Here is a 15,388-nt window from a genome sequence, read left to right on the forward strand (position 1 = left end):
ATAATGCCCGATCTCCAGCGTAAGCCGCCAAAGATCGGGCCAGGGAACCTTACTCAGGCTCGCAATTACTGATCGCGTTTGACTTCTTTAAAGTCAGCGTCGACCACGTTCTCGTCGGCGGGCTGCTGAGCCGTCGCTTCCGCACCTTGTTGTGCAGCGGCTTGGGCCTGCATGTCGGCGTACATCTTCTCGCCCAGTTTCTGCGAGGCCACGCCCAGCGCTTCCACCTTGGCGTCGATCGCTTCCTTGTCACCGTCTTTCAGCGTTTCTTCCAGATCGGCGATCGCCTTTTCGATGGCTTCTTTCTCTGCAGCTTCCAACTTGTCGCCGTAGTCCGTCAAGGACTTGCGGGTCGAATGGATCAGGGCTTCAGCCTGGTTGCGCGCCACTGCCAGTTCCGCGATGCGGTGGTCTTCTGCCGCGTTGATCTCGGCATCTTTCACCATGCGCTCGATCTCCTCATCGGACAAACCGGAGTTCGCCTTGATGGTGATCTTGTTTTCCTTGCCCGTACCCTTGTCTTTGGCGGATACATGCAAGATACCGTTGGCATCGATGTCGAAGGTCACTTCAATCTGTGGCAGGCCACGTGCTGCTGGTGGAATGCCTTCCAGGTTGAACTCGCCCAATGCCTTGTTACCAGCAGCGATTTCACGCTCACCCTGGAACACCTTGATGGTCACGGCAGGCTGGTTATCATCAGCCGTGGAGAACACCTGCGAATGACGCGTAGGAATCGTGGTGTTCTTCTGGATCATCTTGGTCATGACACCACCCAGGGTTTCAATCCCCAGGGACAGCGGGGTCACGTCCAGCAGCAGAACGTCAGTGCGGTCGCCCGACAGCACAGAACCTTGAATCGCGGCACCGGCAGCAACCGCCTCATCTGGGTTGATGTCTTTGCGAGGATCGCGGCCAAAGAACTCTTTAACACGTTCCTGTACCTTGGGCATGCGGCTCATGCCACCGACCAGGATCACGTCGTCGATTTCCGAAACCTTCACACCAGCATCCTTAATGGCTACGCGGCAAGGCTCGATCGTGCGTTCAATCAGGTCCTCAACCAGCGCTTCCAGCTTGGCGCGGGTGATCTTCAGGTTCAAGTGCTTAGGACCGGAAGCATCAGCCGTGATGTAAGGCAGGTTGATTTCGGTCTGCTGCGTCGAAGACAGCTCGATCTTGGCTTTCTCAGCGGACTCTTTCAGGCGCTGCAAGGCCAGCACGTCTTTGGACAGATCAACGCCGCTTTCCTTCTTGAACTCGGCAATGATGTAGTCAATGATGCGCTTGTCAAAGTCCTCGCCACCCAGGAAGGTGTCACCGTTGGTCGAGAGCACTTCAAACTGCTTCTCACCGTCGATGTCGGCGATTTCGATGATGGACACGTCAAACGTGCCGCCACCCAAGTCGTAAACAGCGATCTTGCGGTCACCTTTGTCAGCCTTGTCCAGACCGAAAGCCAAGGCAGCAGCAGTAGGCTCGTTGATGATGCGCTTGACGTCCAGGCCAGCAATACGGCCGGCGTCCTTGGTTGCCTGACGCTGGCTGTCGTTAAAGTAAGCAGGCACGGTAATGACGGCCTCGGTTACTTCTTCGCCCAGGTAGTCTTCGGCGGTTTTCTTCATTTTGCGCAAGATGTCGGCAGACACTTGCTGAGGAGCCATCTTCTTGCCTTGAGCTTCCACCCAGGCGTCACCGTTGTCGGCAGCGACAATGGTGTAAGGCACGTGTTCAATATCTGTTTGAACTGCCTTTTCAGTGAACTTACGACCGATCAAACGCTTGACCGCGAAGATGGTGTTGGCAGGGTTGGTAACCGCCTGGCGTTTGGCTGGAGCGCCAACCAGGATTTCGCCATCCTGCATGTAAGCCACGATGGAAGGCGTTGTGCGACCGCCTTCGGCATTTTCGATAATACGAACCTGGTCGCCATCCAACACCGATACACAGCTATTGGTGGTTCCAAGGTCAATACCAATGATTTTGCCCATGATTTTTTACCTGACTAAAAGATTGATTGCGAAAGCAAATTATTCGATGAAATGCATATGGGGAAAGGTACGTGCATTTCAAGAGCCACTGCCTTAATTTTTTTCACTGGGCAAGCGGCAGGTCCGAAGCAAGCACGCAAATGCGTCTATATTCTGGACGGCCTGCCGGCCCAGTTTGCCAGGCGCGATTACTTGGGCGCCGACACCATCACCAAGGCAGGACGCAAAACCCGGTCCGAAATGGTGTAGCCTTTTTGCAGCAGCTGGGCCACCGCGCCTTCTTCAAACTCCGAGGGCACAGCAGAAATGGCCTGATGCAGGTGTGGATCAAACTTGTCCCCGGCTTGCGGTGCCACTTCTTTCAAGCTATTGCGCTCGAAGGCCTTGTTCAACTGGCGCAACGTGGTTTCCACGCCTTCCTTCCAGGCCTCCGGGGTTTGCTCGGTCTGGGCCAGAGCGGCTTCCAGACTGTCGCGCACCGGAATCAGGCTTTCAGCGAAAGACTCGGTACCGAACTTGCGGGCTTTGGCCACATCGTCGTCCGCACGGCGGCGGATGTTTTCCACTTCGGCCTTGGCACGCAACAACTGGTCGTAGTACTGCGACACTTTTTCCTGAGCCTGGGCCAACTCGGTCGCCAGATCAGCTGGGTTTTCCTCGGGCTGCTGGGCCAAAATCTCTGGCTGGTCCTGCTCGACAGCGCCCTGTTGTGCCTGTTCAGGCGTGTTTTCCGTCACTTCCCCGTCCAGAGGCTTATTGGGATCGGCATGTGTAGCCATTCGATGTATCTCCACTACAGAATTCGTTGATCGTATAAAAATGGGGGCATCTGCCCCCAGTTCAAGACCCGCGTTCGTATTTTGCTGAGCTGAGCCTGAAACACTGCCTCATCCTAACGGGCGGGCACCAGACGACTGGGCAGCCAGCCGCCCAAGTGCTGCACGGCCAGCCGTCCCAGGCCCTCTATCCACTGGGGATCGTCATTCAGACAAGGGATGTAATGAAACTGGCCGCCCCCTTCTTGCAGAAAGGCGTCTCGACACTCCACCTGGATCTCCTCCAGGGTTTCCAGGCAGTCGGCCACAAAGCCGGGGCAAACCGCATCCACGCGCCCCACACCCTGCTTACCCCATTCACGCAAAGTCGGCTCGGTGTACGGCTCGAGCCAACGCTCCGCACCAAAGCGGCTTTGAAACGCCATATGCACCTCTACGCCGGGCTCATCGAGCGCGGCACGCAAGGCATTGGTCGTTTCACGACAATCCCGGTAATACGGGTCACCCAGTTCCACGCAACGGCGCGGCAAGCCATGAAAGCTCAACAACAAGCGCTCGGGCTTGCCGTGCTCATCCCAGTAACGACGGATCTTGGCCGCCAGCGGGCCGATATAATCCGGATGGGTGTGGTAGCGCTTGATAAAGCGCAATTCAGGCTGATTGCGCTGTTTGGCCAGATGCCCGGCCACGCAATCCACGGCGGTCGCGGTGGTGCTGGCGGCATATTGGGGATACAGCGGCAGGCCCAAGATGCGTTCGCAACCGGCCGCTTTCAACTTATCCAGCCCACTGGCAATGGACGGGTTGCCATAACGCATGCCCAGCTCCACCTTGACATCATGGCCTTGCGCCTGCAGCAGCGCCTGCAATCCATCGGCCTGCGCCTGGCTGTAAACCAGCAACGGCGCGCCCTGCGGCAACCAGATATCCTGATAACGCGGGGCCAGCTTGCGCGGGCGCAGCGGCAAAATGAACAGGCGCAGAATAATTTGCCAAAGAGGCTGAGGGATTTCGATCACCCGGGGGTCCGACAGGAACTCGCCCAGATAACGGCGAATGGACGCAGCATCAGGCTGATCGGGCGTACCCAGGTTAAGCAGCAAAATACCGACAGGCCCGGCCGGTCTGACCGGAGCCTGGGCATTGAACATATCGGCATCCTTTGCTTCGGGCAAATAAGGAGAGGCAAACAACTTGGGCATGATTTGATTAATACCTTAGACAGCCAGCGAACCTTGCGCCTACCAACAGGTTAAAGGTCTATCCATTAACTGGCCGAGTGATGGCTCAGGGCATTGGACAATAGCCGGGCTGTAATGTCTACGATCGGAATCACACGATCATACGCCATCCGTGACGGCCCGATCACACCCAGCGTGCCCACGACTTTACCGTCCACCCCATACGGTGCGGTAATCACGGAGACATCGTCCAGCGGCAGGAGCTGGGAGTCGCCACCAATATAAATCTGCACCCCTTCAGCCTGGCTGGACACATCCAGCAGATGCAGCAGATCGGTTTTTTTCTCGAACAGGGAAAACAGGCGGCGAAGCCTGTCCATATCCGCCACCATTTCAGTGACGTTCAGCAACTTGCTCTCGCCTGCAATCACCACCGCTTCCTCGCTGTCGGGTTGGTGACTGCCAACATCCACGGCTTGTTGCATGAGGCGCGAAATATCCAGCTGCAAAGAGCTGAGCTCTTTTGACAAAGCCAGCTTGACGGCCTCAAAGGACATGCCCGAAAAATGCTGGTTGAAAAAATTGCTGGCCTCGATCAGTTCCTGTTCCAGATAGTCGCGCGGCACAAACAGGATACGGTTTTGCACATCCCCATCCGGGGTGACGATAATCAGCAACACCCGCTTGTCGGACAAACGGATAAATTCAATTTGCCGAAAGGTCTGTGCTTTTTTGGGTGCCAGAACCACGCCGGCGAACTGCGACAGGTTCGATAGCAGGGACGCGGCGGAACTGACCGCACGGTTGGGTTCATCAAAGGGCAGGTACTGGCTGAGATTGCGGGCATCGGGGCGCTCAAAACGCTCGGCTGCCAGCAGACGGTCCACAAACAAGCGGTAGCCTTTAGGCGTGGGGATGCGCCCCGCCGAGGTGTGAGGACTGTGAATCAGGCCCAGACCCTCCAGTTCCGCCATCACATTACGAATCGTGGCCGGAGAAAAATCAAAAACGGTCGATAAGGTGCGAGACCCCACCGGCTGACCATCGGCGATGTAACGCTCGATCAGCACCTTCAACAAGGCATTTGCTCTGTCATCCATGTCGCGTACGTCACTTAAAAACACCAGCTCTGCATGATAAAGGGGAGAATCTTACAGCCAAGCCTAGAGTGGCAACTCTATAATCCACTGATCGCCATTATTTCATTAATCATAAGGTTTTCGCCCCATGCATTTCAAAACGGTTGCCATTGTTGGTAGATACCAGGACTGTGGCTTGGATGCGCCCATCCGGTCGCTGGCCAACACCCTGGTCAACACGGGCTGCTCAGTACTAATTGAGGCTACAACCGCCCAAAATGCCGGTATAACCGAATTTCCCATCGGCGATTATGCCCAGATCGGCCAGCGCGCCGATCTGGCGATCGTGATGGGCGGGGATGGCACCATGATAGGCGCTGCACGCGAATTAGCCCACAGCAAGGTCCCCCTGATCGGCATTAACCATGGCCGCCTGGGCTTTATTACCGACATTCCCTTGAATGATGCCAACGAGGCCTTGCTCAGTGTTCTGAAAGGCGAGTACGACATTGAAGAACGCTCCATGCTGGAAGGCCGCGTGGTGCGTGACGGAGAAGTGCTGTACTCGGGCGTGGCCCTGAACGATGTGGTCATCAACCGCGCCGGACGTGGCGGCATGATCGAGCTGCGTGTGGAGCTGGATGGCGTTTTCATGTACCGACAGCGATCGGACGGCCTGATCATTTCCACCCCCACCGGCTCAACCGCTTATGCCCTGGCGGCCAGTGGCCCCTTGCTGCACCCGTCGCTGAAAGCCTTTCTGCTGGTGCCGGTCGCCCCGCAAACCCTGTCGAACCGCCCCATTGTGCTGCCCGATACCGGCACCCTGAATTTGACCATTACCGCCCTGGGTCGGGTGGAAACCGGCGGCAGCGTGCACTTTGATATGCAAACCTGGTCGGACTGCCAGCAGGGAGACCGGATTGATGTGCGCCGCTCCCAGGACACCAGCCGCTTTATCCACCCCAAGGGCTACAGCTTTTTTTCCACCTTGCGCCAGAAGCTGGGCTGGAATCACATCCCTTTGCCTAACGACGAAAACGACTGAACCCCTATGCTCCGTACCTTGCACGTTCGAGACTTTGTAATCGTGGATCAAGCCACGATTGATTTCGACTCCGGCTTCACGGTTTTTTCCGGGGAGACCGGCGCTGGCAAATCCATCCTGATTGACGCCCTCTCACTGGTACTGGGAGCTCGCGGTGACGCCAAAGCCATACGCGAGGGCTGCACCCGTACCGAGGTCAGCGCGCATTTCGATTGCCCGCCCGATATTCAAGGCTGGCTAAGCGAGCGCGACTTCGATGTCTCTGATGAGCTGATACTGCGCCGCCTGATCGACCAGCAGGGTCGCAACCGCAGTTACATCAATGGTGGCGCAGCCACCTTGACCCAGTTGCGTGAACTGGGCGAACTACTGGTCGATATTCATGGCCAGCACGCGCACCAAAGCCTGATGAATCCCCAAAGCCAGTACGACCTGCTCGACAGCCAGGGTGGCCATTTGCCACTGGCACGACAAGTCGCCCAGGCCTGGCAACAACTGAGCCAGGCCCGCAAGGCCGTCGAACAGGCCAGCCAGAGCGCAGAACAGGGCAAACGCGAACAGGAACGCCTGGAATGGCAGATCAATGAGCTCTCCAGCCTGAATCTGCGCCCCGGGGAATGGGATCAGCTGCAGCAGGAACACACTCGCCTGTCCCATGCCCAAGCCCTGATTGATGGCAGTGCCCTGGCCTTGAACGCGCTGGACGGCGAAGAGACCTCGGTACAACAATTGCTGGGCAAAGCCAGTCATGAAATGAGCGCTCTGCTGCGCCACGACCCTGGTCTGCAGGCCATTGTCGATGCCCTGGAGTCGGCGCAAATTGCCGTGACCGAGGCGGCGTCAGACTTGAACAGTTATTTAAGCGATATGGAGCTGGACCCGGAACGCCTGGCTCAGGCGGAGGAACGGGTATCGGCCATTTTCAGTGCCGCTCGCAAACTGAAAGTCGAGCCGCAAGACCTGCCCAGTCTGCTGGAAACCTGGCAAGAACAGCTCGCTCAGCTACAGCAATCTTTTGATTTGCACGCCTTGCAAGCCAGGGCTCGGCAGGCTGAACAGCACTATCAGGAGCTGGGCGGAAAACTGAGCGCGGCACGGCGCAAAACCAGTGTGCAGCTGAGCAAGCAGGTCAGCCAGGCGATGCAGTCCATGGCCATGCAAGGCGGCCGTTTTGAGGTTGCCCTGACCGCCTGCGCCCCGCAGGTTCACGGTCTTGAACAGGTGGAGTTTCTGGTGGCTGGCCATGAAGGGGTCACCCCTCGACCGCTGGCCAAAGTAGCCTCCGGCGGTGAGCTGGCCCGGATATCCCTGGCACTGTCCGTCATCGCCAGCCAGGCGGCTCGTGTGCCCACCTTGATTTTTGACGAAGTAGATACCGGTGTGGGCGGCGCCGTGGCCGAAGTGGTAGGACGATTGCTGCAAGAACTGGGGGCACGCCATCAGGTCTTGTGTGTGACCCACCTGCCCCAGGTCGCTGCTTGCGGCAATCATCATTTAAAGGTCGAAAAAACAAGCGAGCAAGGCCAGACTTTTTCCTCCATCCGCCCCTTGTCTGAACAGGAGCGGGTAGATGAAATTGCCCGTATGCTCGGAGGACTGGAAATTACCCAGACCACGCGTGAACACGCACGAGAAATGCTGGCACGCCAGCGTTGAATTCGTCTTGTCGTTCAATGACAATTTGAACCACCAGCGCCAAAAGCCACTGGTGGTTTTTTTTGTGCCGTCCTGATCAGCCCTGCAGCCCCGATCTGATTATTCTTTGAATTTTCAGGATGCCTGCCTGGCTATCCTGCCCCCAATCATCAGATTACACGCCTGCGGGCACTATCAAAACGGATTAACCGCGCAAGATAGGCTTGGCCTGTTTGCCCGCTTCCGAACATTTAGGGCAAATGCCATACAACAGCATCGTATGGCTTTCCAGCACAAAACCGTGGTCCTTGGCGACCTGGTGCTGGCGAGCCTCGATATTGCTGTCGGTAAACTCTTCAACCACACCACAATTGGTGCAGATCAGGTGATCGTGATGATCGCCGTCATTGAGTTCAAAGACGGCTTTGCCACCGTCAAACTGGCTGCGCACCAAAATGCCGGCTTGCTCGAACTGGGTAAGCACACGATACACCGTGGCAAGACCAATATCGACTTCTTCGGCGATGAGCAGGCGGTAGACGTCTTCCGCGCTCAGGTGTCGTTGTCCGTCCTGATCGGAGCGGCGAAAAATATCCAGAATCTTCAGGCGCGGAAAAGTCGCCTTAAGCCCCATGTTCTTCAGTTCATTTTGATCGTTCATGGCTAAATTATCGCATCTTGATGGGGATGGATCTCAAGTCCGCCCTGGTTAAAAACCAGCTCGTCTTGAGGCGGTTCAATGCGCAATTCATGCGCTTTTTCCTAAACCCTTATATGATAACGATTTTATTCCTACTGGGGCATTTCGTGCAGAAGAAGGCCAATTCATTCACTCCTGTCATCCGCGCCATACTCGCAGCCAGTCTGGCTGCCGCCGCCCTGAGCGCTTGCGGATCTTCCAAATGGGGTTTCCCATACCGCGCCGACATTCAGCAGGGGAACTGGATCACTGCCGAGCAGGTGGCGCGCCTGCAACCCGGGATGACGCGCGAACAGGTTCGCTACCTGCTGGGCTCTCCCACTTTGCAGGACATTTTCAACGCCGACCGCTGGGACTACCCCTACCTGAACAAGCCCGGCTATGGCAAGAGCGAACAACGCAAGTTCACGGTCTGGTTTGAAGGCGATACGCTGGTTCGCTGGCAGGGCGATGAGCAGCCGGATCGCCAGCCTTTCGAGCGCAGCGACACCGGCAAAAAACAGACGCCGCCTCCCGCAGACAGCGATAGTGCCGCCCCCACCCCCAGCGTGAGCGGCTCCCAGCCCACGCTTTAAGCTTTACGTTAAGGACACAGGATTCATGCGCATTGCCATTGCTGGCGCAGACGGCCGTATGGGCCGTATGCTGATTGAAGCTGTCTTGAACAGCACCGACCTGACCCTGGCCGCTGCCTTGGACCACCGCGGCTCCCAAGCAATCGGTCAGGACGCTGGCGCTTTTCTGGGCAAAGAAACGGGCATCATGGTCACGGACGACCTGAACGTTCTGGCCCAGGCCGACTGCCTGATCGACTTCACCCGTCCCGAAGGCACCCTGGCCCATCTGGACGCCTGCCTGCAACACGGCACCCGTCTGGTCATTGGCACCACCGGTTTTTCCGAAACCGAGAAACAGCAGATTCAGGCGGCTGGCCGCGAAATTGCCATTGTCTTTGCGCCCAACATGAGCGTTGGTGTCAATGCCACCCTGAAATTGATCGAAATGGCCGCTGCTTTGCTCCGCCAGGGCTACGACGCCGAGGTATTTGAAGCCCACCACCGCAACAAGGTAGATGCCCCTTCGGGGACCGCACTGGCAATGGGCGAGGCCATCGCCAAGACTTGGGGAGAATCCCTGAATGACGTAGCTGACTGGGCCCGTCACGGCCACACCGGCGTGCGTCAGGACGGCCGCATTGGTTTTTCCGTGGTGCGCGGTGGCGATATTGTGGGCGACCACACCGTATTTTTTTGCGGTGAAGGCGAACGCATCGAGATCTCGCATCGCTCCAGCAGCCGTGCCGGATACGCCAATGGCAGCCTGCGTGCGGCCCGTTTCCTGGGTGATAAAAGCACCGGTCTGTACAACATGCAGGACGTGCTGGGCCTGTAAGTGCCGCACTTGCAAACGCGCTCATAACAAGCCGGCTTTCGAGCCGGCTTTTTTTTCCCTCAAGCGGCGTCTGCCCGGCAAACAGTGTATTGAAAGACGCTTCTTTTCTCACTGATCTGCGCCCCCTTACGGTCTCTTTCTCCCACCCTAAACACGTTTCCAGGCAGGCGCCCACAAGGGCGTGCGCGTTTCAAACGCACTGCGCTGGTGCACCCCCCCTATTTTCCCTGCTTGACGTAAAGAAAAATATCACTAATATGTCAGTTGGATATTCAAAGAATAAACTTTTCTGCAGGAGACAGACAAGATGATGAGCGAACGCCAACGCAAGTTCCGCGAGGAATACAAATCCAATATCAGCCCCGCCTATAACGGTATTGTTCATGTCCTCGTAACGTATGTCGTGGGGCTGGCAGCGATTTACTACAGCATCAGTCAGTTGCAGTCGGTAGGCTGGGAATGGCTGATCATCATCCCCGTCTTTCTGGCGGGCAATTTTGTGGAATGGGCCATGCACCGCTATGTCATGCATCGGCGCATCAACATTATTGGTTTACGGGAAATTTATGAGCGTCACACCCGCCAGCACCACCAATACTTCACCGATAACGAAGCAACCATTGATTCGAGCAAGGAGTTCCGGATCGTCTTTTTCCCTTGGCGAGTCCTGCTCACCCTGGGTATCGGGGGTGGCATCCTGGGCTGGCTGGCCGCTACCCTTATCAACCCCAATGCGGGCTACTTTGTGTTCATGACCATGGTGGCGCAATACCTGGTGTACGAGGCTTTTCACTATTGCTGTCACGTCCATGAAAACAGCTTTGTGCGCAACATGCCCTTTATCAACACAATTCGCCGCCACCATACCGCTCATCACAACCAGGGCATCATGATGAAGTACAACATGAACCTGACCTTCCCCATCGCCGACTGGGCCATGGGCACCACCGATCTGCGCCGTGGTCTGCTGGGCCACCTGTTCAATGGCTACAGCGAAAAACACGTCAAGGAAGAGCTCAAGCCCATTATTCGCCGCTTCCGCTTTGAAGACACGGGTGACACCACCGATGGCCCCGCCCTGAAACAGGAAGAGGCACACGCGCTGGAGCGCGGTCTGGCTAACTAAGACCCCGACCTTGTTTACAAGCTGGAGATCAGCGTCGTGCGAGCGAGCTCTTCAATGTAATCCATCAACCGGTCCAGGCTTTTTCCGGCCTGGTCCACATCACCGCCCGCGATAGTCATGGCCAGATCGGCATGCAGTCTGCCCATTTCCGTCAAGTCCGGGTTTTGCTGATAGTGGCAAAACCAGAATCGGCGGGAAAGGCCGTGAGTCAGGCGCATGGCCCCTTCCGCGAACTCGTTGCGTGCGGCCTCGATTTCCAGCTCATTTAACCGTCGATCTGCCCGGATGAAACTGACTTCATCATTCTGGGCAGCCGCTTCCAGGAAAGCGTCATGCAAGCCCTTGAACTGCTCGCGTTGGTCCCGTGTCGCCCGCTTTGCCGCACTGCGGCAGATCAAGCGTTCGATTTCCCGCCGTGTCTCGATCAGACGCAACTGCTTGGGCATATCCAGCTCGGGAATCAACAGGCCGCGTTGCGGCAACACCAACATCAAGTGTTCACGTGCCAGGCGCTGAATGGCTTCCCGAATGGGGGTGCGGCCAATCTCGAACATCTGGCTCAAGGTCAGCTCCGACACAATGCTGCCCGGCGGCAACTTCAAGGTAATGATGGCTTCTTCCAAGCGCTCGTAAGCAATGTCCGTGAGCTTGGGCTTGGGTTCTGTCAAGGCCTTGATTTCCCGCGTCTCGTCCTGAGACCGCTCCTTTCCCGCTACCTTCCGCTTGCTTGTGACCATGCTAACCCTGCCTTAAAAACGCAGCGTTCGCTGCTGAAACCTGATACCTGAGGTCTGCTGCCCCCCCGGTGCACGCACTGAGCAGAGCCAGACAACAATCTCATATCTTAGTTGTATTTCTTTACTCCAGGAAGCCACATGAGCATTGCCTGCCCTTCAACTGCCCCGGCCATCCTTGCTGTTCATGGCATTCAAGGCACTCAACGCAGCTGGCTGCCAGTCGTCCAGGCCAGTTCACTTTCACCGCATTGGCAGACTCCGGATTTACGAGGCCGGGGGGACGCCCACTACGGTACCTGCCAGCAGGATTATGAGCTGAGCCAATTTGTCCACGATCTGCGCATCCCTATTGCCGCCTTGCCGGCCACGACACCCTATGTTCTGGCTGGCTGGAGCCTGGGCGTATCGATTGTGCTGCAAACCTGCCTGACGCTACTGGAAGAACAGGCTGTGCTCCCTCAGGCCCTGGTGCTGATATCGGGTACCCCCAGCCTGAATCAAACCCGCTGGTTCAAGTCTGAGCACACCCCCGCCTTGCTGCAGGAAATTGCAGAACGTGAGCAACGCCTGGGCCTGAGCCAGGCGGCCGGCCATCAAGATGTGGCCTGGACCTGGCTGGCCAACCGACATCACGACCAGTACGCACAGTTGCCTCGCATTTCCATCCCCTCATTGATTATTCATGGCGATCAAGACCAGGACTGCCCCATTGAACATGCCCGCCTGTTAGCGCAGGCACTGCCGCAAGCCAGCTTGCACAGTTTGCCTGGTGCGGGCCACAGCCTTTTAAGCTCGCATCCCGACCGGATCGCTTCTTTGATCGACTCTTTTTGCACTGCAAGGACTACCACATGAACACGCACGTTTTCTTTTGCCCGCCCCCCCGTACCTTGATGGGGCGCGGCTGCCGCCATGAGCTTCCTGCCTTGATCGCCCATTTGGGCTGGCGCCGCGGCTTAGTGATTACTGACCGTTTTTTCACCACCCAGACCCGCTGGGTTCAGGACCATATTGACGCCTGTAAGGAACAGGGCATTGAGATTGTGGTGTTTGATGGTGGCCAGCCCGATCCTTCCACCACTTTGTGCGATCAGGCCACGCAGCACGTGCGGGCTCATCTGGCCGAGCAGCCCATCGACTATGTATTGGCTATGGGAGGCGGCAGCAATATCGATCTGGCCAAAGCGCTGTGCCTGACCGTGCCAACTGGCCAAACCATACGAGCGTACAGCGGTACCTGGCCTGCCCACACCCGCCCCCTGCCTCTGATCGCCTTGCCCACCACCTCCGGCACAGGCTCGGAAGCCACACCAGGGGCGATTCTGGTCGATCCCGACAACGCCACCAAGATCGCCGTGATGGGCAACGCCCTACGCCCCGCCATTGCCGTCATCGACCCTGAACTGAGCGATAGCTGCCCGCCCCGCGTCACCGCCGATGCCGGTATTGACGCCCTAACCCATGCAATTGAATCATTTGTCACACAAGACGCCAGCCTGTTTGACCGCGGCGGCAGCCCTGACCCGGGCTATAGCGGCCGCTCCGGCCTGACGATGATGTTTGCACGCGAAGCGATACGGCTGTGCGGACACTACATGCTGCGAGCCTATCGCGACGGCACCGACACCGAAGCCAGGGACGGCATGGCCAGCGCCAGCTACTATGCAGCCCTGTCCTATGGCACGGCGGGCTTAAATGCCGTGCATGGCATCGCCTACGCTCTGGCCGGCTTGACGCATCAGTCTCACGGCACCACCAATGCCGTCTTGCTGCCCTATGTTCTGGACGAACTGCGTGAGACCCGTGCCCCAGAGTTGCGGGAAGTCGCCCAGCTTCTGGGCATGCCAACCGACCAGACAGAAGACGCCGTGCTGGCACTGCCCGCCTATGCGCGTTCATTAATCGAACAATTGGGCATCCCCACCGATCTACGCCAATGCGGCGTGCAGGAACACCAACTGGAAGGCCTGCTGCACGATGCGCTGCAAGTCACCCGTCTTGCCAAAGCCTTCCCGGTGGCTGATCGTACCAGCGCCTATCAGCGCATTATCCGACACGCTTTTGAGGGCTCATTGGCCACTCATTTCATCCTTAATTAATTAGCCAGCTAAGTACATACCAGTATTTAACCCTGGGCCAGATACCACTAGTATCCATGTAATATATCAGCAAAAGAACAAAGACCTGTCCTGGCCTGACGACAGGTCACCTAGTCATAAAACCCGCCACAAGAGCGGACCTACAGGAGACACCTATGACAGCCGTATCCCCCAATGTGGCCAATCGTCTGGAGCGATTGCCCATGACTCGCTATCAACGCATGCTGTTCGGTATTATTGCGACCGCCTGGTTCTTTGACTCCATGGACCTGGGCATCATGACTTTTGTATTGGGTTCCATCAAGGCAGAAATGGGACTGAGCACGGCGCAGGCAGGTCTGCTGGCCAGCTCCAGCTTTTTAGGCATGTTTTTAGGTGCGGCCATTGCAGGCATGCTGGCAGACAAGTACGGCCGCAAGCCCGTCTTTCAATGGAGCATGATTTTTTGGGGAGTGGGGAGTCTGGCCTGTGGGCTGGCCCAAAACGTCGAGCAACTGATGGCCTTTCGGGTACTGCTCGGGTTTGGCATGGGGATGGAATTCCCTATCGGCCTGGCGATGGTCTCGGAAATTGTGCCCGCCAAAAGCCGTGGTCGCTATATTGCAATTCTGGAAGGTTTCTGGCCGCTGGGCTTTATCAGTGCCGGGATTCTGACCTATCTCAGCCTGGACTATATAGGCTGGCGTGGAATCTTCATTGCCTTGTCCATCCCTGCCCTGTTTGTATTCGTAATTCGCCGCTGGGTACCGGAGTCACCCCGCTGGCTGGAAGAAGCAGGACATAACGAACGCGCCGAGCAGGTGACCAGCGCTTTTGAGCATAAAGTCATTCAGGCCAATGGTGGTCAGGCACTGCCCTTGCCCCTGCCTCCCAGCCCTTGTGAAAAACTCAAGCGCGGCGCCTTGTTTGCCCAACTCTGGCAAGGCCAATATGCACGCCGCACCTTGATGCTGTGGATGCTGTGGTTTTTCTCCCTGCTCGGTTACTACGGCTTGACCACCTGGCTGGGTGCGCTGTTGCAACAGGCAGGATACGCGGTCACCAAGTCCGTGACCTATACCATCTATATTTCCCTGGCAGGCATTCCGGGCTTCATTTTCTCGGCCTGGTTGCTCGAAAAATGGGGGCGCAAGGCCACCATGGCACTCATGTTATTCGGTAGCGCAGGCTGCGCCTTTATTTATGGGCACGTCGCCACCAGTCAGGCGCCGGTCGCACAATTGATCGGTGCCGGGCTATGCATGCAGTTCTTCATGTTTGGCATGTGGTCGGTCTTGTATGCCTATACACCTGAGCTCTATCCCACGCGGACACGCAGTACCGGAGCCGGGTTTGCATCGTCTATTGGTCGCCTCGGTTCCCTGCTCGGCCCTCTGCTGGTTGGCATTATCTTGCCGTGGACCGGGCATACCGGCGTATTTACGCTGGGCGCCATCTCTTTTTCGATTGCCGCCTTAGTGGTCGTCGCCCTCGGGGTGGAAACCAAAGGTCGTTCTCTGGAAGAAGTATCAGCCTGACGAACAAGAGCCGGACGGGCTGCCAGGCCTTTTGAACAAGCAGCAACGTCACCAGCAAAAACCCCGTGTCAGTGCAACGCGCCGACACGGGGTTTCCCTTTATCGGT

The 15,388-nt window shown here is 57.1% G+C and carries 14 protein-coding genes; 8 read left to right on the top strand and 6 right to left on the bottom strand.

Annotation, left to right across the window (positions count from 1 at the left end; translation table 11 throughout):
• Positions 1-65 precede the first annotated feature (65 nt).
• From dnaK to hrcA, 4 genes are all read right to left on the bottom strand, one after another.
• Positions 66-1,991 (bottom strand): molecular chaperone DnaK, encoded by a 1,926-nt coding sequence (gene dnaK, locus VF694_RS03905; RefSeq protein ID WP_003803323.1) that lies wholly within the window; start codon positions 1,989-1,991, stop codon positions 66-68.
• 188 nt (positions 1,992-2,179) lie between these two features.
• Positions 2,180-2,770 carry a nucleotide exchange factor GrpE gene (grpE, locus tag VF694_RS03910; RefSeq protein WP_003803322.1) on the bottom strand — a complete coding sequence of 197 codons (591 nt, stop codon included), beginning with the start codon at positions 2,768-2,770 and terminating at the stop codon, positions 2,180-2,182.
• A gap of 113 nt (positions 2,771-2,883) precedes the next feature.
• Entirely contained in the window at positions 2,884-3,969 is a 1,086-nt protein-coding gene (gene hemH, locus VF694_RS03915; RefSeq protein WP_003803321.1) for a ferrochelatase, read from the bottom strand.
• Between the two features lie 65 nt (positions 3,970-4,034).
• On the bottom strand, positions 4,035-5,048 hold the full coding sequence (gene hrcA / locus VF694_RS03920; protein ID WP_003803319.1) for a heat-inducible transcriptional repressor HrcA: 1,014 nt from the start codon (positions 5,046-5,048) through the stop codon (positions 4,035-4,037).
• Positions 5,049-5,175: 127 nt separating this feature from the next.
• Between hrcA and VF694_RS03925 the strand changes: the two genes are divergently transcribed.
• On the top strand, positions 5,176-6,075 hold the full coding sequence (locus VF694_RS03925) for an NAD kinase (RefSeq protein ID WP_003803315.1): 900 nt from the start codon (positions 5,176-5,178) through the stop codon (positions 6,073-6,075).
• A 6-nt stretch (positions 6,076-6,081) separates the two neighbouring features.
• Positions 6,082-7,731, top strand: a complete 1,650-nt coding sequence (gene recN / locus VF694_RS03930; RefSeq protein ID WP_003803314.1) for a DNA repair protein RecN — start codon at positions 6,082-6,084, stop codon at positions 7,729-7,731.
• A 184-nt stretch (positions 7,732-7,915) separates the two neighbouring features.
• On the opposite strand, the gene fur is transcribed toward recN, so the two are convergent.
• A complete protein-coding gene (gene fur / locus VF694_RS03935; RefSeq protein WP_003803312.1) occupies positions 7,916-8,371 on the bottom strand; it encodes a ferric iron uptake transcriptional regulator in 456 nt (151 codons plus the stop codon).
• Between the two features lie 146 nt (positions 8,372-8,517).
• Between fur and VF694_RS03940 the strand changes: the two genes are divergently transcribed.
• From VF694_RS03940 to VF694_RS03950, 3 genes are all read left to right on the top strand, one after another.
• A complete protein-coding gene (locus VF694_RS03940; protein ID WP_230406187.1) occupies positions 8,518-8,985 on the top strand; it encodes an outer membrane protein assembly factor BamE in 468 nt (155 codons plus the stop codon).
• 25 nt (positions 8,986-9,010) lie between these two features.
• Complete coding sequence (gene dapB, locus VF694_RS03945) at positions 9,011-9,802, top strand: 4-hydroxy-tetrahydrodipicolinate reductase (protein WP_003803308.1); 792 nt, start codon at positions 9,011-9,013, stop codon at positions 9,800-9,802.
• A 307-nt stretch (positions 9,803-10,109) separates the two neighbouring features.
• Entirely contained in the window at positions 10,110-10,928 is an 819-nt protein-coding gene (locus tag VF694_RS03950; protein WP_003803307.1) for a sterol desaturase family protein, read from the top strand.
• Positions 10,929-10,942: 14 nt separating this feature from the next.
• On the opposite strand, the gene VF694_RS03955 is transcribed toward VF694_RS03950, so the two are convergent.
• Positions 10,943-11,665: a GntR family transcriptional regulator gene (locus VF694_RS03955; protein ID WP_003803305.1), complete on the bottom strand. Its 723-nt coding sequence runs from the start codon at positions 11,663-11,665 to the stop codon at positions 10,943-10,945.
• 138 nt (positions 11,666-11,803) lie between these two features.
• On the opposite strand from VF694_RS03955, the gene VF694_RS03960 reads away from it, so the two are divergent.
• The 3 genes from VF694_RS03960 to VF694_RS03970 all read left to right on the top strand — a co-directional run bounded on the left by VF694_RS03960 (position 11,804) and on the right by VF694_RS03970 (position 15,281).
• Entirely contained in the window at positions 11,804-12,520 is a 717-nt protein-coding gene (locus tag VF694_RS03960) for an alpha/beta fold hydrolase (protein ID WP_059318037.1), read from the top strand.
• Positions 12,517-13,764 (top strand): iron-containing alcohol dehydrogenase, encoded by a 1,248-nt coding sequence (locus VF694_RS03965; RefSeq protein ID WP_440163721.1) that lies wholly within the window; start codon positions 12,517-12,519, stop codon positions 13,762-13,764. The genes VF694_RS03960 and VF694_RS03965 overlap by 4 nt, the downstream gene beginning before the upstream one ends.
• A gap of 155 nt (positions 13,765-13,919) precedes the next feature.
• Positions 13,920-15,281, top strand: a complete 1,362-nt coding sequence (locus VF694_RS03970) for an MFS transporter (RefSeq protein ID WP_440163723.1) — start codon at positions 13,920-13,922, stop codon at positions 15,279-15,281.
• Positions 15,282-15,388 lie beyond the last annotated feature (107 nt).

The organism is Alcaligenes sp. Lyrl_28, from assembly GCF_051948705.1.
Taxonomy (GTDB): domain Bacteria; phylum Pseudomonadota; class Gammaproteobacteria; order Burkholderiales; family Burkholderiaceae_B; genus Alcaligenes; species Alcaligenes ammonioxydans.

Coding starts and splice junctions, on each gene's coding strand:
- dnaK (WP_003803323.1), bottom strand. CDS start 1,991: ATGGGCAAAATCATTGGTATTGACCTTGGAACCACCAATAGCTGTGTA.
- grpE (WP_003803322.1), bottom strand. CDS start 2,770: ATGGCTACACATGCCGATCCCAATAAGCCTCTGGACGGGGAAGTGACG.
- hemH (WP_003803321.1), bottom strand. CDS start 3,969: ATGCCCAAGTTGTTTGCCTCTCCTTATTTGCCCGAAGCAAAGGATGCC.
- hrcA (WP_003803319.1), bottom strand. CDS start 5,048: ATGGATGACAGAGCAAATGCCTTGTTGAAGGTGCTGATCGAGCGTTAC.
- VF694_RS03925 (WP_003803315.1), top strand. CDS start 5,176: ATGCATTTCAAAACGGTTGCCATTGTTGGTAGATACCAGGACTGTGGC.
- recN (WP_003803314.1), top strand. CDS start 6,082: ATGCTCCGTACCTTGCACGTTCGAGACTTTGTAATCGTGGATCAAGCC.
- fur (WP_003803312.1), bottom strand. CDS start 8,371: ATGAACGATCAAAATGAACTGAAGAACATGGGGCTTAAGGCGACTTTT.
- dapB (WP_003803308.1), top strand. CDS start 9,011: ATGCGCATTGCCATTGCTGGCGCAGACGGCCGTATGGGCCGTATGCTG.
- VF694_RS03950 (WP_003803307.1), top strand. CDS start 10,110: ATGATGAGCGAACGCCAACGCAAGTTCCGCGAGGAATACAAATCCAAT.
- VF694_RS03955 (WP_003803305.1), bottom strand. CDS start 11,665: ATGGTCACAAGCAAGCGGAAGGTAGCGGGAAAGGAGCGGTCTCAGGAC.
- VF694_RS03960 (WP_059318037.1), top strand. CDS start 11,804: ATGAGCATTGCCTGCCCTTCAACTGCCCCGGCCATCCTTGCTGTTCAT.
- VF694_RS03965 (WP_440163721.1), top strand. CDS start 12,517: ATGAACACGCACGTTTTCTTTTGCCCGCCCCCCCGTACCTTGATGGGG.
- VF694_RS03970 (WP_440163723.1), top strand. CDS start 13,920: ATGACAGCCGTATCCCCCAATGTGGCCAATCGTCTGGAGCGATTGCCC.